This is a genomic window from Collinsella sp. 1033st1_E11_1033SCRN_220408 (assembly GCF_039062465.1).
Taxonomy (GTDB): Bacteria; Actinomycetota; Coriobacteriia; order Coriobacteriales; family Atopobiaceae; genus Parolsenella.
This window is the reverse complement of the sequence record NZ_JBCLNF010000002.1, coordinates 113,331-132,668: the sequence shown is the minus strand read 5'-3', so window position 1 is coordinate 132,668 and position 19,338 is coordinate 113,331. Positions and strand designations below refer to the sequence as shown.

Sequence of the window (19,338 nt, the reverse complement as noted above, 5' to 3'; positions counted from 1 at the left end):
CCTTGCAGGCTTGATGCCTGCCGCATAGGTTCGAACTAGATTCGAGCTATGAGTCAGTTACGAAGCCCCGCATCGAGAAATCGGTGCGGGGCTTTTTCTGTTTACAGCCGTTCTGTCGGCTTGAGTGAGGATCGATGGATGCAGCGGGGGAGTGTCAGAAGCAAAAGAGAGAAGTCGCCAAGCGGTAGTGCGCGGCACTTGAGCGGTAGAGAGGGCGACTGCTCACAGGTCCTTCATAACCAGAGGTTCGCCGAAAACGGCAAAGGTGCAGGAAATAGCTAAAGGGCGACAAAATAGTTGAAAAAAATAATGAAGTCAAGACTGTTCATTGACGAAAGACTTGAGCTTCGTTAGATTATTAGGTTGCGACAACTGCCGCCATATGCCATGTTGAAGGAGGAAATGCCTGGTGCGTACCGCTAAGTCTACTACCACCTCCGCAGTCAAGCACGATCGCGTGAGCTTTTCCAAGATCGCTCCCGCGATGGAGCTCCCCAACCTGATTAGGATCCAGAAGGAGTCGTTCGAGCGCTTCATGACCGATGGCCTTGCCGAGGCTTTTGCCGAGGCTTCGCCCATCGAGAACAACGCTGGCACGATGGAGATCACCTTCGGCGAGCACCAGTTTGGTGATCCCGCCAACACGATCGCCGAGTGCCGCGCCAAGGACATGTCGTATCAGGCCCCGCTCCTGGTCGACGTCCGCTTCGTTAACAAGGAGACCGGCGAGATCAAGGAGCAGCTCGTCTTCATGGGTGATTTCCCCCTGATGACCGAGCGTGGCACCTTCATCATCAATGGCACTGAGCGCGTCGTCGTCTCGCAGCTCGTCCGTTCGCCGGGCGTGTACTTCGCTGCCGAGATGGACAACGGCGTTCAGGTTCACCGCGTCCAGTTCATTCCTGCCCGCGGCGCCTGGCTCGAGTTCGAGGTCGACAAGCGCGGCCAGCTCGTCGTCTCCATCGACCGTAAGCGTCGTCAGAGCGCCACGATGTTCCTTCGTGCCCTCGGCATCGCCGAGAGCGATGAGGAGATCATCAACCTCCTCGGCGATTCTGAGATTGTGCGCTCCACGCTCGAGCGCGACGTCGCCCAGACCCGCGAGGACGCCCTCATCGAGATTTACAAGCGTCAGCGTCCCGGCGAGCCGCCCACCGTCGACTCCGCCCGCAGCCTGCTCGATGGCCTGTACTTCAACGCTCAGCGCTATGACCTCGCGAAGGTCGGCCGTTACAAGATCAACAAGAAGCTCGGCATCGACGTCGACGCCTCCGAGTCCGTTCTCACGGCTGAGGATCTCGTCTGCGCCCTTCGCTATCTCCTGGCCCTTCACGCCGGTGACCCCACCAAGAAGGTCGACGACATCGACCACTTCGGCAACCGTCGTGTCCGCACCGTGGGCGAGCTCGTCGCGAACCAGTTCCGCATCGGCATGAGCCGCATGGAGCGCGTCGTTCGCGAGCGCATGGCCGCTCAGGACGCTGATGACATCACGCCGCAGAGCCTGATTAACATCCGCCCGATTGTGGCTGCCATCAAGGAGTTCTTCGGCTCCTCGCAGCTCTCTCAGTTCATGGATCAGTCCAACCCGCTGGCTGGCCTGACCCACAAGCGCCGCCTCTCGGCCCTCGGCCCGGGCGGCCTCGCCGGCCACAAGTCCGGCTCCAGCCGTCGTACCAACGTCCCGACCGCCGTCCGCGACGTCCACAACTCGCACTATGCTCGCATGTGCCCCATCGAGACCCCCGAAGGCCCGAACATCGGCCTCATCGGCTCGCTGGCCCTCTACGCTCACGTCAACGACTTCGGCTTCATCGAGGCCCCGTATCGCAGGGTCGTCGACGGTAAGGTCACCGATCAGATTGACTGGATGACCGCAGACGAGGAAGAGGATCACGTCATCGCGCCGGCGAACACGCCGATCGACCCGAAGGACGGCTCCTTCATCGCTGTTGACGAGGACGGCAACCTCTACAACCCCAAGCGCGTCGTCGCCCGTACCCGCGACTTCGACGGCTCCTTCGGCGCCCCTGCCGAGTGCCCCGTCTCCGAGGTCGACTACATGGACGTCTCGCCGCGCCAGCTTCTCTCCGTGGCCGCCACGCTCATTCCGTTCCTCGAGCACGACGACGCGAAGCGTACCCTCATGGGCGCTAACATGCAGCGTCAGGCCGTGCCTCTGATTCACGCTCACGCGCCGTACGTCGGCACTGGCATGGAGGCTCGTGCCGCCCTCGATTCCGGCGACATCATCGCCGCCGAGTTCGACGGCACCGTTCTCGAGGCCGACGCGGCGCACATCGTCGTCGAGGGCCCGAAGGGTCCCGTGACGTACGACCTCCCGAAGTACCAGCGCTCTAACCAGAGCACGTGCATCAACCACCGTCCGATCGTCCACGCCGGCGAGATGGTCAAGGCCGGCCAGCCCCTCGCTGACGGTCCTTCGATCGACCACTCCGAGCTCGCCCTCGGCGCGAACCTCACCGTGGCCTACATGCCGTGGGAAGGCTACAACTACGAGGACGGCATCGTCGTCTCCGAGCGCGTCGTCCAGAATGACCTGCTCACCTCGGTGAACATCTCCCGTCACGAGATTGACGCCCGTGACACCAAGCTCGGCCCCGAGGAGATTACTCGCGAGATCCCGAACCTGGGCGAGGACATGCTCGCCAACCTCGACGATGACGGCATCATTCGCATCGGCGCCGAGGTCGGCCCTGGCGACATTCTCGTCGGCAAGGTCACGCCCAAGGGCGAGACGGCTCTCACTTCCGAGGAACGCCTGCTCCGCGCCATCTTCGGCGCCAAGGCGCACGACGTCCGTGATACGTCGCTGAAGATGCCTCACGGTGCCTATGGCCGCGTTGTTGACGTCGTCCGCTTCAGCCGCGAGGCTGGCGACGACCTCCCGCCGGGAGTCAACGAGCTCGTCCGTGTGTTCGTCGCTCAGCGCCGCAAGATCCAGCAGGGCGATAAGATCGCCGGCCGTCACGGCAACAAGGGTGTCGTCTGCCGCGTCCTGCCGGTCGAGGACATGCCCTACATGGCCGATGGTACGCCCATCGACGTCCTGCTCGACCCGCTGGGCGTTCCGTCCCGTATGAACGTCGGTCAGCTGCTCGAGTGCCACCTTGGCTGGGCTGCCGCCAATGGCTGGGACATGGAGGATGCCAATTCCGACAAGTACATCCCCGGCCCGATCCCCGTTACGACTCCGGTCTTCGACGGTGCCACGGCCGACGAGGTCGCTGAGGCTATTCGTCGCACCAACATCAACCTGGTGAACCGTGCCCGCGAGCGCTTTGGCGAGCATATGGACGAGACCTTCGTGCCGCAGCTCAACAGCTTTGGTAAGACCACCCTCTACGACGGTCGTACCGGCGAGCCCTTCCGTGACAAGATCACCGTGGGTACCTCCTACATCCTGAAGCTCGGCCACATGGTCGACGACAAGATCCACGCTCGTTCGACCGGCCCGTACAGCCTCGTCACCCAGCAGCCGCTCGGTGGTAAGGCCCAGTTCGGTGGTCAGCGTTTCGGTGAGATGGAAGTTTGGGCGCTGTATGCCTACGGCGCTTCCAACGTCCTCCAGGAGATCCTCACCGTTAAGTCCGACGACACGAACGGCCGCGTGAAGACTTACGAGTCCATCGTCAAGGGCGAGAACGTCCCCGAGGCCGGCATCCCCGAGTCCTTCAAGGTACTCGTCAAGGAGATTCGCTCCCTCGCTCTCGACATCGAGCCGATCTCCTACAAGAAGCGTGCCGCCAAGGCTGCCGCCGAGGTCAGCGCCGAGAACCCGGTCGACGTCTTCGCCGACGCCGGCTCTGCCGATGACCTGATCGGTGCCCCCGTCGACCTCAACTCCTCCGACGAGGAGCCCGAGCTCGTCGCCGAGACCACGAACGAGAAGGAGTAGCGAACCGTGGCAGATTTCGATACCACTGACTTCGACGCCATTAAGATCTCCCTCGCCTCTGCCGATGACATCCGCAGCTGGTCGCACGGTGAGGTCAAGAAGCCCGAGACGATCAACTACCGTACGCTCAAGCCGGAGAAGGACGGCCTGTTCTGCGAGAAGATCTTTGGCCCGGTCAAGGACTGGGAGTGCGGCTGCGGCAAGTACAAGGGCATTCGCTTCAAGGGCATCGTCTGCGAGCGCTGCGGCGTTGAGGTCACGAGCGCCAAGGTGCGCCGTGAGCGCATGGGCCACATCGAGCTCGCGGCTCCCGTGAGCCACATCTGGTACTTCAAGAGCCCCAACTGCTTCCCGCTGTCGCGTCTGCTCGACATGAAGTCCAAGGACCTCGAGAAGGTTCTCTACTTCGCGAGCTACGTGATCACCAATGTCGACACCGAGGCCCGCGAGGCCGACGCTGCCGACCTCAAGGAGGAGCTGGCCGCCGACCTCGAGCAGCTCGACGCCGAGCGCGACGAGCAGATCGAGCGCATGCGTGCTGACCAGGCCGAGGGCATCGTCGACGAGTTCAACGGCGACGACGTCCTGACCGATGACGAGCTCGCTGCCGCGATCGTCGACCTCCGCGAGGAGTATGAGGAGGAGAAGCAGCTCCGCTCTGAGGCTTACGAGAAGTTCATGCAGCTCGAGCCGCGTGAGCTCATCTCCGACGAGAGCCTCTTCCGCGAGATGAAGCGCTACTACTCCATCTACTTCCAGGGCGGCATGGGCGCCGAGGCCGTTCGCGACCTTCTCCGCGCTGTCGACCTTGAGAAGACCGCGGTTGAGCTCCGCGCCATCATCGCCGACGACAAGGGCCAGAAGCAGCGTCGCGAGAAGGCCGTCAAGCGCCTTGAGGTCGTTGACGCCTTCCTCGAGGGCCACAATGACCCTGCCAACATGATCCTTGACGTCATTCCGGTCATCCCGCCCGACCTGCGCCCGATGGTGCAGCTCGACGGCGGCCGCTTCGCCGCGTCTGACCTCAACGACCTCTACCGTCGTGTGGTCAACCGCAACAACCGCCTGAAGCGCCTTCTTGACCTCGATGCCCCCGCGATCATCGTCAACAACGAGAAGCGCATGCTCCAGGAGTCCGTGGACGCGCTCTTCGACAACGGTCGTCGCGGCCGTCCCGTCACTGGTCGTGGCGGTCGTCCGCTCAAGTCGCTCGCCGAGGCCCTCAAGGGCAAGCAGGGCCGCTTCCGTCAGAACCTGCTTGGTAAGCGAGTCGACTACTCCGGCCGTTCCGTCATCGTCACCGACCCGCACCTGCTTCTTCACCAGTGCGGCCTCCCCAAGACGATGGCCCTCGAGCTCTTCAAGCCGTTTGTCATGCGTCGCCTCGTCGAGCTCGGCAAGGTTGAGAACATCAAGGGCGCCAAGCGTGCCATCGATCGCAGCCTTCCCGCCGTTTGGGACGTGCTCGAGGAGGTCATCGACGGCCGTCTCGTGCTTCTCAACCGTGCACCTACGCTGCACCGTCTGTCGATTCAGGCCTTCGAGCCGGTCCTCGTCGAGGGTAAGGCCATCCACCTGCATCCGCTCGTGTGTGCCCCCTTCAACGCAGACTTCGACGGCGACCAGATGTCGGTTCACGTGCCGCTGTCCACGAAGGCCCAGACCGAGGCTCGCGTCCTCATGCTCTCGAGCAACAACCTGCGTTCGCCTGCATCCGGCAAGGTCCTGACCGTTCCTTCCCAGGACATGGTCTTCGGCGTGTACTTCCTCACGACGGAGAAGGACGACATGCCGGGCGAGGGCCACGTGTTCGCCAACTTCGACGACGCGCTCGCTGCCTATGATTCGCGTGTCGGCATTGACATCCAGGCCAAGGTCATCGTCCGCGTCTCCGCGGCCGACGCCAATGCCGAGGTCGACGGCCGTAAGATCTTCCGCGTCCGCACTGCTTGGGGCAAGGAAGAGGACCTCGACGTCACCGACAAGCCGGCTCGCTTCGAGACCACCACGGGCCGCATCATCTTCAACCGTCAGTGCCTGCCTGCCGATTACCCCTTCATCAACTACAAGATGGTGAAGAGCGACATGGGCAAGCTCGTCAACGACTGCTGCGACCGTTATCCGCTTGCTCGCGTCGAGCCGATCCTGGACGCCATCAAGTTCGCTGGCTTCCACTTCGCCACGCGCGCCGGCCTGACCGTGTCCGTCTGGGACGCTGTCATCCCGGGCTGCAAGGAGCACATGCTCGCCGAGGCCCAGGCCAACGTCAACGAGATCAACGAGTACTACGAGGACGGCTTCCTCTCTGAGGCGGAGCGTCATGCTGAGGTCGTTAACGCTTGGACCGAGTGCACCGAGGCCCTTGGTAAGGCAATGCTCGAGGGCTTCGACGACGACAACCCCATCTACATGATGGCTGACTCCGGTGCTCGTGGTTCTAAGACGCAGCTTCGTCAGCTCGCCGGTATGCGAGGCCTCATGGCTGACATGTCCGGTGACACGATCGACCTTCCCATTAAGGCGAACTTCCGTGAGGGCCTGCTCCCGCTCGAGTACTTCATCTCGACCTACGGCGCTCGTAAGGGCCTCGTCGACACCGCGTCTCACACGTCTGACTCCGGTTACCTCACGCGTCGTCTCGTCGACGTTGCGCAGGACGTCATCGTTCGCGAGGAGGACTGTGGCACCGCCGAGGGCGTTTCCTACGTCCTGGTGAAGCCCGGCACGACCGACCTCAACGTCGACCTTGTCGGCCGTTGCGCCCTCAACGACGTTATCGACCCGAAGACCGGCGAGGTTCTCATCCCGAAGGACGGCTACATCGAGTCCGCCGCTGACATCCAGCGCCTTGTCGATGCTGGCCTCAAGAAGGTTGAGCTCCGCGCTCTCCTCACCTGCCGTTCCAAGAACGGTGTCTGCCAGAAGTGCTATGGCTGGGACCTCTCCACGCGTCGTCCGGTCAACGTTGGTACCGCGGTTGGCATCATCGCCGCCCAGTCCATCGGCGAGCCGGGCACCCAGCTCACGATGCGTACGATTCACTCCGGCGGCGTCGCAGGCGTCGACGACATTACGCAGGGCCTGCCTACGGTTGGCCGTATGTTCGACGTCGTCGGCAACGTCAACGAGAAGATCCTCGGCCGTGAGGCTGACCTCGCTCCGCTCTCCGGTAAGCTCACCATCTCGCCGGAGCAGACCGAGTACCTCGTCCGCATCGTCGACATCGACGACCCGACCCGCATTCTCGACGAGAAGCGCATTCCCGCGAGCGCCCGCTTCATGCCGGGCATCGAGGATGGCTGCGAGGTCCGCGCCGGTGACCAGATCACCAAGGGCTTCGTGAACTTCCGCAACCTGCGCAAGCTCACCGACATCGAGTCGACCATGCACACGTTCGTCGAGAGCGTCAAGGACGTCTACACCAGCCAGGGCGTTGAGCTGAACGACAAGCACATCGAGGTCATCGCCCGTCAGATGCTGCGTCGCGTCCAGATCACCAACCCGGGTGACTCCAAGTACCTCATGGGTCAGTACGTCGACCGCTACGAGTTCGCCGACACCGTCAACGAGATTACCCTCGCCGGTGGCGTCGCCCCCGAGGCCGAACCCGCGATCCTTGGTACCCTCAAGGTCGCCAGCTCCATCGATTCCTGGCTCTCCAGCGCGTCGTTCATCCGCACGGCTGGCGTCCTCACCGAGGCCGCCATCTCCGGCGAGGTCGACAACCTCATGGACCTGAAGTCGAACGTTATCGTCGGCAAGAAGATTCCCGCCGGTACCGGCCTTGCCGCCTACAACGACGTCGAGCTTACGTACCGCGGCCAGAAGATCGACGGCCCGACGAGCCCGCTTGCGAAGAGCCTGCCCGACTGGGCTCCCGAGCAGCTCAAGGAGGTTGAGGAGCAGCTTCCTCAGCAGCTTGACTGGGTTGGCGACGAGTATGGTTACCCGGGCGTCTACTCGAAGAACGGCCGTACCCTCTCCAGCGAGGATGCCAAGCTCTACCTCTTCGACGACCTCGGCGTGTCGCAGCGTTGGACCAACAAGTTCGGCGAGGTTGGCATCGAGACCGTGGGCGACCTCATCGGTAAGACCGAGGACGACCTCCTGCACATCGACGGCATTGGCGCCAAGGCGATTCAGGAGCTTCGCGACGGCCTTGAGGCGCGCGGCCTGCTCTACATCCTCGAGCCCGAGGATGAGGGTGCCGACGACGAGGACCTGTCTCAGCTTCTGAACATGGTCTTCTCGCCTGACGGAGACTCCGACGTTCTTCTCGGCTCCGCCGCCCCGTCGGCGCACCACTTCGACTCGGACGACGAGCTCATTGGCGCTCCTGCCGAGAGCGGTCAGAAGGCCGATGTCATCAACGAGGGTCTCGACTCCCTTGATGCGCTTCTTTCCCAGGTCGTCCGCCACGACGACTCGATGGATGAGGACGACGAGTAGTCTTTAGTTCGCCGTCGTTTACGAAAATTTAAAGACCGGGAGGGCCGTGGGGTTATTCCACGGCCCTCCCGTTTTATATAGAATTCAACTATCTGTTGGGGGGCAAATTGAATATGAAAGGGGGCCATGTACAACCATGAAGGGGGATACCAGAAACCAGTACTCATACGAGGACAAAGTTGGCGCCGTCAAGGCGCACATCGAAGGCGGCATGACGTCTACGAGTGCCATGGATACCTATGGCGTCAAGAGCAAGAGCGCCTTCTTCAGGTGGTGCTCGACCTATAGGGAGGAAGGCGCCGAAGCCTTGCGCCCTAAGAAGAGGGGTAGGCCTCGCAAGGCCTAGTGGTCTTTAGAGAGCATGCAGTGTAAAGTGGGACGACCTCGATCCGGGGCGCCCCATTTTTTGTGCCGAATGTGAAGATGGATACGCCCGGCCCCGTGGCTTTTTGACACATGAATCTAGCACGAGTAATCTTCTCACTTGCGCCAATCCGGGGTGACGTCGTGCTGCGTCGCCTTCAAGTATGTAATCAGCACAGGTCTAGATAGGTATGAAGGAGAGAAGCTTTGCCTACTATCAACCAGCTTGTCCGTCAGGGCCGCACCACGATCAAGAGCAAGTCCAAGAACGCGGCACTCAAGCACAACCCGCAGAAGCGCGGCGTTTGCACCCGTGTCTTCACCACCACCCCCAAGAAGCCTAACTCCGCTCTTCGTAAGGTCGCCCGTGTGCGCCTCGTGAACGGCGTCGAGGTTACCGCCTACATCCCGGGCGAGGGCCACAACCTCCAGGAGCACTCGATCGTGCTCGTCCGTGGCGGCCGTGTCCGTGACCTCCCTGGTGTCCGCTACAAGATCATCCGTGGTGCCTACGACTGCGCCGCTGTTCAGGATCGTAAGCAGGCCCGTTCTCGCTACGGCGCCAAGCGCGGCTAAACCAGCCCAGTACCAGTAACTACCACGCCCGAACGTCTGGGCTGATTTCGTTAGGAGTTTCAATATGCCGCGTCGTGCAGCAGCCAACCGTCGTGAGATCACGCCGGATGCCGTCTACAACAACCGCCTCGTGACCCAGCTCATCAACAAGGTCCTTCTCGACGGCAAGAAGTCCGTCGCCGAGCGCATCGTCTACGGCGCCTTCGACCTCGTCAAGGAGAAGACCGAGTCTGATCCGCTGACCGTCTTCAAGAAGGCCATGGACAACGTCCGCCCGACCCTCGAGTGCAAGCCGAAGCGTGTCGGCGGTGCCACCTACCAGGTGCCGATGGAGGTCAACTCCCGTCGTGCCACCACGCTGGCCATTCGCTGGATCGTCACCTTCTCCCGCGCCCGCAAGGAGAAGACCATGGCCGAGCGTCTCGCCAACGAGATCATCGACGCCTCCAACGGCATCGGTGCCTCCGTCAAGAAGCGCGAGGATATGTACAAGATGGCCGAGGCCAACCGTGCCTTCTCGCACTATCGCTGGTAATCGCGTAGGTTAGGGAGAACACTCATGGCAAAGAGCAAGTACACGCTCAAGGACATGCGTAACATCGGCATCATGGCCCACATCGATGCCGGTAAGACCACGACCACCGAGCGAATCCTTTACTACACCGGCAAGACCCACAAGATCGGTGAGGTCCACGATGGCGCCGCCACCATGGACTGGATGGTTCAGGAGCAGGAGCGCGGCGTTACCATTCAGTCCGCTGCTACCACGTGCTTCTGGGGCGACAACGTCATTCAGATCATCGACACCCCAGGCCACGTTGACTTCACGGCCGAGGTCGAGCGCTCCCTCCGCGTCCTCGATGGTGCCGTCGCCGTCTTCGACGCCGTTGCCGGCGTTCAGCCGCAGTCTGAGACCGTTTGGCGTCAGGCTCACAACTACAACGTCCCGCGCATCGCCTTCATCAACAAGTATGACCGCATTGGCGCTGACTTCTTCCACGCCATTGACACCATGAAGGAGCGCCTGCACGCCAACGCCGTCGCCGCTCAGATCCCGATGGGCGCCGAGGACCAGTTCTGGGGCCTCGTCGACCTGGTCACCATGACCGCTTGGGACTTCAAGGAAGACGACAAGGGCATGATCTACCCTGAGGCCATGGACGCTATCCCGGCCGAGTACGCCGAGGTTGCCCAGGCCAAGCGCGATGAGCTCCTCGACGCCGCCGCCAACTTTGACGACGACCTCATGGAGAAGATCCTCATGGAGGAGGAGATCGAGGTCTCCGAGCTCAAGGCCGCGCTCCGCAAGGGCGTTATCTCTAACGAGCTGAACCTCGTCTTCGTCGGCTCCGCCTACAAGAACAAGGGCATCCAGGAGCTCCTCGACGCCGTCGTCGACTACCTCCCGAGCCCGCTCGACGTTCCTCCCGTCGAGGGCACCAACCCGAAGTCCAAGGAGACCGAGACCCGCGAGGCCGACAACAAGGCTCCGTTCAGCGCCCTGGCCTTCAAGATCCAGACCGACCCGTTCGTCGGTAAGCTGACCTACTTCCGTGTCTACTCCGGCACCGCTGAGGCTGGCTCCTACGTTTACAACGCCACCAAGGGCAATCGCGAGCGTCTGGGCCGCATCCTCGAGATGAACGCCCACGATCGTACGGACCGCGACTCTTGCGCCACCGGCGACATCGTCGCTGCCGTGGGCCTCAAGTCCACCACCACCGGTGACACCCTGTGCGACGAGGCTCACCCCATCATCCTCGAGTCCATCGAGTTCGCCGACCCGGTCATCGACGTCGCCGTCGAGCCCAAGACCAAGGCCGAGCAGGACAAGATGAGCGTTGGCCTCGCCAAGCTCGCCGAGGAGGACCCGACCTTCCAGGTTCACACGGACCAGGAGACCGGTCAGACCATCATCGCCGGCATGGGCGAGCTGCACCTCGAGATCATCGTCGACCGCCTGAAGCGCGAGTTCAACGTTGACTGCAACGTGGGTAAGCCGCAGGTCGCCTACCGTGAGACCGCTGGCAAGGCCGTCCAGCACGTCGACGGCAAGTTCGTTCGCCAGTCCGGTGGTCGTGGTCAGTACGGTCACGCCGTCATCGACCTCGAGCCGCAGGAGTCCGGCAAGGGCTACGAGTTCGTCAACGCCATCGTCGGCGGTGTCGTCCCGAAGGAGTACATCCCCTCGATCGACAAGGGCATCCAGGAGGCTCTCGAGAGCGGCGTCATCGCCGGCTACCCGGTTGTCGACATCAAGGTCACCCTTGTTGACGGTTCTTACCACGAGGTCGACTCCTCCGAGGCCGCCTTCAAGATCGCCGGTTCCATGGCCATCAAGGAGGCCCTGAAGAGGTCCAACCCGGTTCTCCTCGAGCCCATCGAGGACGTCGAGGTCGAGACCCCGCAGCAGTACCTCGGTGACGTCATGGGCAACCTCAACTCCCGCCGTGGCCAGATCCAGGGCATGGAGGAGCGCAACGGCACCACGTCCATCAAGGCCAAGGTGCCCCTGGGCGAGATGTTCGGCTACGCTACCGACCTTCGTTCCCAGACCCAGGGCCGCGCGAGCTACACCATGCAGTTCAGCGACTACGAGCCCGTCCCGAAGAACGTTGCCGACGAGATCGTCAGCAAGGCCGGCGGCAACGCCTAAGTTCTAGCCCTAGGAGAAACGACCGGGCGCATGCAGGCACGCGCGCGCCCGCCGATGGAGGTACCAAGTGTCTAACCAGAAGATCAGGATTCGTCTCAAGGGCTTTGATCACGAGGTCATCGATCAGTCCGCGAAGCTCATCGTCGACACCGCCCAGAAGACTGGCGCCAAGGTGTCTGGCCCCATCCCCCTGCCGACCGAGCGCAACCTTTACACGGTCATCCGCTCGCCGCACAAGGACAAGGACTCCCGCGAGCAGTTCGAGATGCGCACCCACAAGCGTCTCATCGACATCCTCGAGCCCACGAGCTCGACCGTCGACTCGCTCATGCGCCTCGACCTTCCGGCCGGCGTTGACATCGAGATCAAGCTTTAAGTTCTCGACCGAATAGCTCTTCCTAGGAGGTCCCGGATGCCGGGGCCTCCTTCTTTGTACGAAGTTGACAAAGGGACAGTCCCTTTGTCAACTTTTGCCGGTTCGCGGGAGGGCGAGCGATCGGTCGCCGAAATGCCACTGCTAACCAGCAAATATAGAGATTGTGAAGGGCATCAGACGCGTGTATACTAGTCAGGCTGCGCTTTTAGGGGCATGCTGTGTCGGCACCTAACCCCGGTGCCGGGCGTATCCTTCGAACGGGCACGAGAAGCACGTACGTGTTTCCGCCGGCAACGCGAGGGAAGCCGCAGGTCACAGCCAACGCCCTCACCCGCGCAGCGCACAGTAGGATGTGGTCCGCTGGGAACTGGCGCAAGGGGCGCCTGACACACCCAAGACCACCGAAGGTAAGGAACGTGTATGGTCAGCACCATCCTCGGCCGCAAGATCGGGATGACCCAGGTGTTTGACGAGGACGATAACGTCGTCCCCGTTACGGTCATTCAGGCCGGCCCCTGCGTCGTTTCGCAGGTCAAGACCGTTGCCACCGACGGCTACGACGCCGTCCAGATTGGCTTCGGTGAGATCAAGAAGTCTCGCGTCAACAAGCCCATGGCGGGTCACTTCGCCAAGGCCGGCGTCGAGCCCATGCGCTATCTCCGCGAGGTCCGCGTTGCCTCCGGCGAGGAGCACAAGGTTGGCGACGTCGTCTCCGTGGCTGACTTCGCTGAGGTCAAGAACGTCGACGTCACCGGCACCTCCAAGGGCAAGGGCTTCCAGGGCACCATCAAGCGCTGGAACTTCGCCTGCGGTCCCATGACCCACGGTTCGCGCAACCAGCGTAAGCCGGGTTCCATCGGCCAGTGCGCCTATCCGTCTCGTGTCCGCAAGGGCCTCCACATGGCTGGTCACATGGGCGACGAGCGCGTCACCGTCAAGAACCTCAAGCTCGTCCGCGTTGACGCCGAGCAGAACCTCATGCTCGTCAAGGGTGCCGTCCCCGGCGGCAAGAACGCCCTGGTCTCGATCCGCATGGCCTAAGGGCCTAGAGATACACACCTTTAGGCTATCAAGGAGAACATGATGTCCAACATCGAAATCAAGAACGCGGAGGGCAAGGCGGCCGGTACCGTCGAGCTCAGCTCCAGCGTGTTCGGCATCGAGCCGAACATCCCCGTTATCCACCAGGTCGTGACCGTTCAGCTCGGTAACCTCCGTCAGGGCACCCACGACACCAAGGGTCGCTCCGAGGTCTCCGGCGGCGGCGCCAAGCCTTGGCGTCAGAAGGGCACCGGTCGTGCCCGCCAGGGCTCCATCCGTGCCACCCAGTGGGTTGGCGGCGGCGTGCCCTTCGGCCCGACCCCTCGTTCCCACGCTCGTCGTCTGAACAACAAGGAGGTCAAGCTCGCCATGCGCGGCGTGCTCTCCGGTAAGCTTCGCGACAACGAGCTCGTGGTCGTCGACAACTATGGCTTCGACAAGCCCTGCACCAAGCAGGCCGTTGCCATGCTCAAGGCTCTTGGCCTCGAGGGCAAGCGCCTCACCGTCATCGTCCCCGACGACGACGTCTACACCTACCTGTCCTTCCGTAACGTCGAGACCGTTCGCATCATCGGCGTTGGCGAGGTCACCACGCACGCCCTCATCGACAACAACGCTCTCGTTATGTCGACCGAGGTCGCTAAGAAGCTCGAGGAGGTGCTCGCTTAAATGAACTCCGTCTACAACGTCATCATCCGCCCGGTCGTCTCCGAGCGTTCCTTCGACCTCATGAACCAGAACAAGTACACGTTCGAGGTCGCCAAGCAGGCTCCCAAGGAGGAGATTGCTGACGCCGTCGAGAAGCTCTTTGGCGTCCACGTCGTCAAGGTCAACACCATCTCGGTGAAGCCCAAGACCAAGCGCGTCCGCTACCAGGCTGGCAAGACCCGTTCCTGGAAGAAGGCCATCGTGACTGTCGCCGAGGGCGATTCGATCGAGCTCTTCGGCCAGCAGGCTGCCTCCGAGGAGTAGGGTACTCCCGCCCTCGCAAAAGCGAGGGCGTGTTCGCGCCGCGCTGAAGGATACGCGCGGCACCGTGGTAATCCGGCGTCATCTCGCCGAGGCCACTGCCGATAACGGCTGCAAGGCCTCATCCCTTGAGCGGGATGGCCAACGGACCTAAGAAAGGGAAAGTAACATGGGAGTTAAGCACCTCAAGCCGACCAGCGCAGGCAGGCGCTTCCAGACGGTCTCGGACTTCGCCGAGATCACGACGGACAAGCCCGAGAAGTCGCTTCTCGAGCCGCTGCCGAAGAAGGCCGGTCGCAACAACAACGGTCGCGTGACCACCCGTCACCAGGGCGGCGGCCACAAGCGTCGTTACCGCGTTATCGACTTCAAGCGTCGTAAGGATGGCGTGCCCGCCAAGGTTGCCACCATCGAGTACGACCCGAACCGTTCCGCTCGCATCGCGCTGCTTCACTACGCTGACGGCGCCAAGGCGTACATCCTCTGCCCGAAGGGCCTCAACGTCGGCGACACCGTCGTTTCTGGCGAGGGCGCCGACATCAAGCCCGGCAACGCCATGCCGCTGTCCGAGATTCCCGTCGGTACGCTCATCCACGCCGTCGAGTTCCAGCCCGGCCGTGGCGCTGCCATCGCCCGTTCCGCTGGTAACTCCTGCCAGCTGATGGGCAAGGAGGGTGGCTACGCCATCCTTCGCATGCCGTCTTCCGAGATGCGCCGCGTCCTCATCACCTGCCGCGCCACCATCGGCGAGGTTGGCAACGCCGAGCACGCCAACATCAAGATCGGCAAGGCTGGTCGTAACCGTTGGGCCGGCGTCCGTCCGACCGTCCGTGGTACGGTCATGAACCCGGTCGACCACCCGCACGGCGGCGGCGAGGGCAAGAACCACACCTCTGGTCGTCCGTCTGTGTCCCCGTGGGGCAAGCCGGCTAAGGGCAAGAAGACCCGCGACCCGAAGAAGGTCACCAACCGCCTCATCATCCGTCGTCGCAAGACGAAGTAACGCGAGAAGTAGGAGAAAGCACCTATGAGCAGAAGTCTCAAGAAGGGCCCGTTCGTGGAGACTCGCCTCCTTTCGCGTGTCGCTGCGATGAACGAGGCTGGCAAGAAGGAGGTCATCAAGACCTGGTCGCGTTCCTCCACCATCTTCCCGGAGATGGTCGGTCACACGATTGCCGTCCACGATGGCCGCAAGCACGTCCCTGTGTACGTCACCGAGTCCATGGTTGGTCACAAGCTGGGCGAGTTCGCCCCGACCCGCACCTTCCGTGGTCACAAGCAGGCTTAAGGGGGTACTGACAAATGGCTAAGAACACCAACCCGAATTGGGTCTCTGCGACCGCCAGGTACGTCCGTGTCGCCCCGCGCAAGGCCCGTCTTGTCGTTGATCTCATCCGCAACAAGTCCGTTGCTCGCGCCAACGAGATCCTCCAGTTCTCTGAGCGCGCTGTCGCCGTCGACGTGGAGAAGGTTCTCCGCTCCGCCGTGGCCAACGCCTATCAGAACAAGGGCTTCCGTCCCGACGACCTCGTGATCGTGGCCGCCTACGTCGACGAGGGCCCGACGCTCCGCCGCATCCGTCCGCGCGCTAAGGGCTCCGCGAGCCACATCAACAAGCGCACGAGCCACATCACCATCACCGTCGCTCCCCGAAAGGAGGCGTAAAGCCACATGGGTCAGAAGGTTTCCCCCACTGGTTTCCGCCTCGGAGTCACCGAGAACTGGCGCTCCCGTTGGTACGCCGACAAGGACTACGCCACCACCCTCGGCAATGACCTCGAGATTCGCAAGTACCTGGAGAAGCGCCTCAAGAACGCCGGTCTCTCTCGAGTTGAGATCGAGCGCGCTGGCGACAAGGTGAAGGTCACCATCTACACCTCTCGTCCGGGCATCGTCATTGGCAAGAAGGGCTCCGAGATCGACGGTCTCCGCTCTGAGCTCGAGAAGATCGCCAAGGTCTCCAAGGGTCAGGTCAACGTTGATGTCATCGAGGTCAAGCGCCCCGAGCTCGACGCCTCCCTCGTTGCCCAGTCCATCGCCGACCAGCTCGAGCAGCGCATCGCCTTCCGTCGCGCCATGCGCAAGGCCGTGCAGTCCGCTCGCAAGGCTGGCGCCAAGGGCATCCGTATTCAGTGCTCCGGTCGTCTCGGCGGTGCCGAGCTTGGCCGTCGCGAGTGGTACCGTGAGGGCCGCGTGCCCCTGCACACCCTCCGCGCCTGCATCGACTACGGTGAGGCCACCGCTCGCACCACCATGGGCGCCTGTGGCGTCAAGGTGTGGATCTACGTGGGCGAGAAGCTCCCCGGCCAGCCCAAGCCGCAGCCGGCTCTCGAGGGCTCCTCTCGTCCCCGTCGTCGCAATGAGAGGAGGGGCAACTAATGCTCGCACCTAAGCGAATCAACCACCGCAAGGTTCAGCGTGGCTCCATGAAGGGCCAGGCTAAGGGCAACACCCAGCTCTACTTCGGCGAGTACGGCATCCAGGCCCTCGAGGCTCACTGGATCACCAACCGTCAGATCGAGGCCGCTCGTATCGCCATGACCCGTTACATGAAGCGTGGCGGTAAGGTCTGGATCACGATCTTCCCGGACAAGCCCATCTCCAAGAAGCCCGCCGAGACCCGCATGGGTAAGGGTAAGGGTAACCCCGAGGAGTGGGTGGCCGTTGTCAAGCCCGGCCGCATCATGTTCGAGATCGGTGGCGTGACGGAGGAGGTTGCTCGCGAGGCCCTGCGTCTTGCCCAGCACAAGCTCCCCATCAAGACCAAGATCGTCATCGCCAAGGACGCCGAGGAGCGCGCTGAGGCCGAGATGAAGGCCGAGGCCGAGCTCGAGGCCAAGTGGGCCGCCGAGGACGCTGCTAATGGTGTTGCCACCGCGGAGGAGGATAACTAATGAAGCCCGCAGAGATTCGCGAGCTCTCCGACGAGCAGCTCGCCAAGAAGCTTGAGGACGGCCGCGCCGAGCTCTTCAACCTGCGTTTCCAGATGGCCACCAGCCAGCTGGACAACACGGCTCGCTTGACCAACGTCAAGCGTGACATTGCCCGCATTCTCACCGAGATGCGCGTCCGCCAGATCGCCGCTGAGGCGAAGTAGAAGAGTCTAGGGAGAAGAACATGAGCGATACCGAGGCTCGCAATCAGCGCAAGGTGCGCACGGGCGTCGTCACCTCTATCTCCGGTGCCAAGAGCATCGTTGTGACGATCAGCAACCGTAAGCGTCACCCCAAGTACGGCAAGATGATCACCATGTCCAAGAAGCTTCACGCCCACGACGAGGAGCAGGTCGCCAAGGTCGGCGACACCGTCAAGGTCATGGAGACTCGCCCCCTGTCCAAGACGAAGCGTTGGCGCCTCGTCGAGGTCGTTGAGGAAGCCAAGTAACAGCCAAGGCCCTCTTCTGGTACATGTGCGTCGCACGTGTGGGCGCACCTCTGTACCGGACGAGCTCTTGAAAGGGATTTAGCAATGATTCAGATGCAGACCATGCTCACCGTCGCCGACAACTCCGGCGCCAAGCGTGTGAGGTGCATTAAGGTCCTGGGCGGCTCTAAGCGTCGTTACGCCGGCCTCGCCGACGTCATCATCGCTGCCGTGCAGGAGGCCACTCCGGGTGGTTCCGTGAAGAAGGGTGACGTCGTTCGTTGCGTCGTCGTCCGCACCGCCAAGGAGAACCGTCGCAAGGACGGCAGCTACATCAAGTTCGATCAGAACGCTTGCGTCCTGATCGACAAGGACGGCGGCCCCGTGGGCACCCGTATCTTCGGGCCTGTCGCCCGCGAGCTGCGCGACCACAAGTACATGAAGATCGTCTCGCTCGCACCTGAGACGCTTTAGAAGGAGTCGCCACTATGGCTAAGATGAAGATCAAGAAGGGCGACACCGTCGAGGTCCTCTCTGGCAAGGACAAGGGCAAGCGCGGCCTGGTCGTGCGCGCCCTTCCCTCCGAGGGCAAGGTCGTCGTCGAGGGCGTTGCCGTCGCCAAGAAGGCTGTCCGCCCGACGCAGGAGAACCAGCAGGGTGGTTTCGTGAACAAGGAGATGCCCATCGACGTCTCCAACGTCGCGCTGATCGACCCCAAGACCGACAAGCCCACGCGCGTCGGCTACCGCTTCGAGGAGGACGGCACCAAGGTCCGTTACGCCAAGAAGTCCGGCGAGGTCATCCCCGACCCGTACAAGAAGTAATCTGAGCGGTTATCCGCTAGTTCGCTTCTGAAGGCGCCCCATAATCGGGGCGCCTTTATTGTTGCATTCCCGCGACGCTCAAAAACGTTTCGCGACGACGCGCAAAACCGCTTCGCGACGACGCACAAAACCGCTCCGCGATTTATAGAGCCGCTCACGGGTGAGCGGTGGATAGCATCGGCGAAGTGGGGGACGCTAGGGTCAAAGGGAAGCGCCGGCGAGAATGTCCTCGCGGCCAGACGAAGGGAGCGACCATGGGAGTGATGGCAGAGGAGAAGCTGGAGATCGGCCCCGACACGCTCGAGGGCTACCTCCGCTCGAACACCCGCGTCTTTACCAAGGTCAATGACGCCACGTATTACGTTACCCACACTGATGGGTACTGGCGCGTCCAAGATTGCGCGAACCTCAATGACAAGGGCCACTTTACGGATTGCTCCGAGCTGGTTCCTACGGTCAACGAGGTAATGAACCTCCCCGTGTTCGACGGAAAGTCCCTCGTAGACGTTGCCGCTGACGCCGAGTTCTATGCGAGCGTTCCCGAGTAACCGCTAGAGTCAACAAGATTTCAGCGGGGCTGATATCCGTGAGGGTGTCAGCCCCGCTACTTGTCTCAATGTGTTGGTTGCCTGCGTCATCCGCTGAGTGTGATTGCGCAAGCAAACTGAGGTACGGCATCGAGTAATCTAAACTCGTTAAACCCGAGTTGTGAGTTAGTCGTGAACGGTTAGCTTGCAAAGGAATCTTGTCGATTTTTGACTAGAAATCCCCTGCGTAAAGGCATATCCTTATGAGCTGCACT

General features: G+C 62.2%; 19 protein-coding genes and 1 pseudogene. All 20 read left to right on the top strand.

The window, feature by feature from the left end:
- Positions 1 to 409 precede the first annotated feature (409 nt).
- The 20 genes and pseudogenes from ABCN07_RS02550 to ABCN07_RS02455 all read left to right on the top strand — a co-directional run bounded on the left by ABCN07_RS02550 (position 410) and on the right by ABCN07_RS02455 (position 19,084).
- Positions 410 to 3,919, top strand: a complete 3,510-nt coding sequence (locus ABCN07_RS02550; protein WP_343005252.1) for a DNA-directed RNA polymerase subunit beta — start codon at positions 410 to 412, stop codon at positions 3,917 to 3,919.
- Between the two features lie 6 nt (positions 3,920 to 3,925).
- The gene (locus ABCN07_RS02545; protein ID WP_343005251.1) at positions 3,926 to 8,368 is read left to right on the top strand and encodes a DNA-directed RNA polymerase subunit beta'; all 4,443 of its coding nucleotides are present in this window, start codon (positions 3,926 to 3,928) and stop codon (positions 8,366 to 8,368) included.
- A gap of 136 nt (positions 8,369 to 8,504) precedes the next feature.
- On the top strand, positions 8,505 to 8,714 hold the full coding sequence (locus tag ABCN07_RS02540; RefSeq protein ID WP_343005250.1) for a helix-turn-helix domain-containing protein: 210 nt from the start codon (positions 8,505 to 8,507) through the stop codon (positions 8,712 to 8,714).
- A 224-nt stretch (positions 8,715 to 8,938) separates the two neighbouring features.
- Complete coding sequence (gene rpsL, locus ABCN07_RS02535; protein ID WP_293814401.1) at positions 8,939 to 9,307, top strand: 30S ribosomal protein S12; 369 nt, start codon at positions 8,939 to 8,941, stop codon at positions 9,305 to 9,307.
- 64 nt (positions 9,308 to 9,371) lie between these two features.
- Complete coding sequence (gene rpsG, locus ABCN07_RS02530) at positions 9,372 to 9,842, top strand: 30S ribosomal protein S7 (RefSeq protein WP_293814402.1); 471 nt, start codon at positions 9,372 to 9,374, stop codon at positions 9,840 to 9,842.
- Positions 9,843 to 9,866: 24 nt separating this feature from the next.
- Complete coding sequence (gene fusA / locus ABCN07_RS02525; protein WP_343005249.1) at positions 9,867 to 11,963, top strand: elongation factor G; 2,097 nt, start codon at positions 9,867 to 9,869, stop codon at positions 11,961 to 11,963.
- A gap of 67 nt (positions 11,964 to 12,030) precedes the next feature.
- Positions 12,031 to 12,339 carry a 30S ribosomal protein S10 gene (rpsJ, locus tag ABCN07_RS02520; protein WP_293814404.1) on the top strand — a complete coding sequence of 103 codons (309 nt, stop codon included), beginning with the start codon at positions 12,031 to 12,033 and terminating at the stop codon, positions 12,337 to 12,339.
- Between the two features lie 420 nt (positions 12,340 to 12,759).
- Complete coding sequence (gene rplC, locus ABCN07_RS02515) at positions 12,760 to 13,380, top strand: 50S ribosomal protein L3 (RefSeq protein ID WP_293814405.1); 621 nt, start codon at positions 12,760 to 12,762, stop codon at positions 13,378 to 13,380.
- Positions 13,381 to 13,422: 42 nt separating this feature from the next.
- Positions 13,423 to 14,049 (top strand): 50S ribosomal protein L4, encoded by a 627-nt coding sequence (gene rplD, locus ABCN07_RS02510; protein WP_293814406.1) that lies wholly within the window; start codon positions 13,423 to 13,425, stop codon positions 14,047 to 14,049.
- Entirely contained in the window at positions 14,050 to 14,352 is a 303-nt protein-coding gene (gene rplW, locus ABCN07_RS02505; protein ID WP_343005248.1) for a 50S ribosomal protein L23, read from the top strand.
- A 166-nt stretch (positions 14,353 to 14,518) separates the two neighbouring features.
- Positions 14,519 to 15,352 carry a 50S ribosomal protein L2 gene (gene rplB / locus ABCN07_RS02500; RefSeq protein WP_293814408.1) on the top strand — a complete coding sequence of 278 codons (834 nt, stop codon included), beginning with the start codon at positions 14,519 to 14,521 and terminating at the stop codon, positions 15,350 to 15,352.
- A gap of 24 nt (positions 15,353 to 15,376) precedes the next feature.
- Entirely contained in the window at positions 15,377 to 15,637 is a 261-nt protein-coding gene (gene rpsS / locus ABCN07_RS02495) for a 30S ribosomal protein S19 (protein WP_293814409.1), read from the top strand.
- A gap of 14 nt (positions 15,638 to 15,651) precedes the next feature.
- Entirely contained in the window at positions 15,652 to 16,014 is a 363-nt protein-coding gene (rplV, locus tag ABCN07_RS02490) for a 50S ribosomal protein L22 (protein ID WP_343005247.1), read from the top strand.
- A 6-nt stretch (positions 16,015 to 16,020) separates the two neighbouring features.
- The gene (rpsC, locus tag ABCN07_RS02485; protein WP_293814411.1) at positions 16,021 to 16,728 is read left to right on the top strand and encodes a 30S ribosomal protein S3; all 708 of its coding nucleotides are present in this window, start codon (positions 16,021 to 16,023) and stop codon (positions 16,726 to 16,728) included.
- A pseudogene (gene rplP, locus ABCN07_RS02480) lies at positions 16,728 to 17,123 on the top strand (50S ribosomal protein L16); the annotation flags it as partial. The gene rpsC and the pseudogene rplP, both read left to right, overlap by 1 nt.
- A 119-nt stretch (positions 17,124 to 17,242) precedes the next feature.
- Positions 17,243 to 17,446: a 50S ribosomal protein L29 gene (rpmC, locus tag ABCN07_RS02475; RefSeq protein ID WP_343005246.1), complete on the top strand. Its 204-nt coding sequence runs from the start codon at positions 17,243 to 17,245 to the stop codon at positions 17,444 to 17,446.
- A gap of 20 nt (positions 17,447 to 17,466) precedes the next feature.
- Positions 17,467 to 17,733, top strand: a complete 267-nt coding sequence (gene rpsQ / locus ABCN07_RS02470) for a 30S ribosomal protein S17 (RefSeq protein WP_293814413.1) — start codon at positions 17,467 to 17,469, stop codon at positions 17,731 to 17,733.
- 84 nt (positions 17,734 to 17,817) lie between these two features.
- Positions 17,818 to 18,186, top strand: coding sequence for a 50S ribosomal protein L14 (gene rplN, locus ABCN07_RS02465; protein ID WP_293836256.1), 369 nt, complete (start codon positions 17,818 to 17,820; stop codon positions 18,184 to 18,186).
- 14 nt (positions 18,187 to 18,200) lie between these two features.
- Positions 18,201 to 18,536: a 50S ribosomal protein L24 gene (rplX, locus tag ABCN07_RS02460; RefSeq protein WP_293814415.1), complete on the top strand. Its 336-nt coding sequence runs from the start codon at positions 18,201 to 18,203 to the stop codon at positions 18,534 to 18,536.
- Positions 18,537 to 18,790: 254 nt separating this feature from the next.
- Positions 18,791 to 19,084, top strand: a complete 294-nt coding sequence (locus ABCN07_RS02455) for a CDP-alcohol phosphatidyltransferase (RefSeq protein WP_293814416.1) — start codon at positions 18,791 to 18,793, stop codon at positions 19,082 to 19,084.
- The last annotated feature ends 254 nt before the right edge of the window (positions 19,085 to 19,338 follow it).

Coding starts and splice junctions, on each gene's coding strand:
- rpmC (WP_343005246.1), top strand. CDS start 17,243: ATGAAGCCCGCAGAGATTCGCGAGCTCTCCGACGAGCAGCTCGCCAAG.
- rpsC (WP_293814411.1), top strand. CDS start 16,021: ATGGGTCAGAAGGTTTCCCCCACTGGTTTCCGCCTCGGAGTCACCGAG.
- ABCN07_RS02455 (WP_293814416.1), top strand. CDS start 18,791: ATGGGAGTGATGGCAGAGGAGAAGCTGGAGATCGGCCCCGACACGCTC.
- rplB (WP_293814408.1), top strand. CDS start 14,519: ATGGGAGTTAAGCACCTCAAGCCGACCAGCGCAGGCAGGCGCTTCCAG.
- rpsG (WP_293814402.1), top strand. CDS start 9,372: ATGCCGCGTCGTGCAGCAGCCAACCGTCGTGAGATCACGCCGGATGCC.
- rplX (WP_293814415.1), top strand. CDS start 18,201: ATGGCTAAGATGAAGATCAAGAAGGGCGACACCGTCGAGGTCCTCTCT.
- ABCN07_RS02540 (WP_343005250.1), top strand. CDS start 8,505: ATGAAGGGGGATACCAGAAACCAGTACTCATACGAGGACAAAGTTGGC.
- rplC (WP_293814405.1), top strand. CDS start 12,760: ATGGTCAGCACCATCCTCGGCCGCAAGATCGGGATGACCCAGGTGTTT.
- rplN (WP_293836256.1), top strand. CDS start 17,818: ATGATTCAGATGCAGACCATGCTCACCGTCGCCGACAACTCCGGCGCC.
- rplD (WP_293814406.1), top strand. CDS start 13,423: ATGTCCAACATCGAAATCAAGAACGCGGAGGGCAAGGCGGCCGGTACC.
- rplV (WP_343005247.1), top strand. CDS start 15,652: ATGGCTAAGAACACCAACCCGAATTGGGTCTCTGCGACCGCCAGGTAC.
- rpsQ (WP_293814413.1), top strand. CDS start 17,467: ATGAGCGATACCGAGGCTCGCAATCAGCGCAAGGTGCGCACGGGCGTC.
- rpsS (WP_293814409.1), top strand. CDS start 15,377: ATGAGCAGAAGTCTCAAGAAGGGCCCGTTCGTGGAGACTCGCCTCCTT.
- fusA (WP_343005249.1), top strand. CDS start 9,867: ATGGCAAAGAGCAAGTACACGCTCAAGGACATGCGTAACATCGGCATC.
- rplW (WP_343005248.1), top strand. CDS start 14,050: ATGAACTCCGTCTACAACGTCATCATCCGCCCGGTCGTCTCCGAGCGT.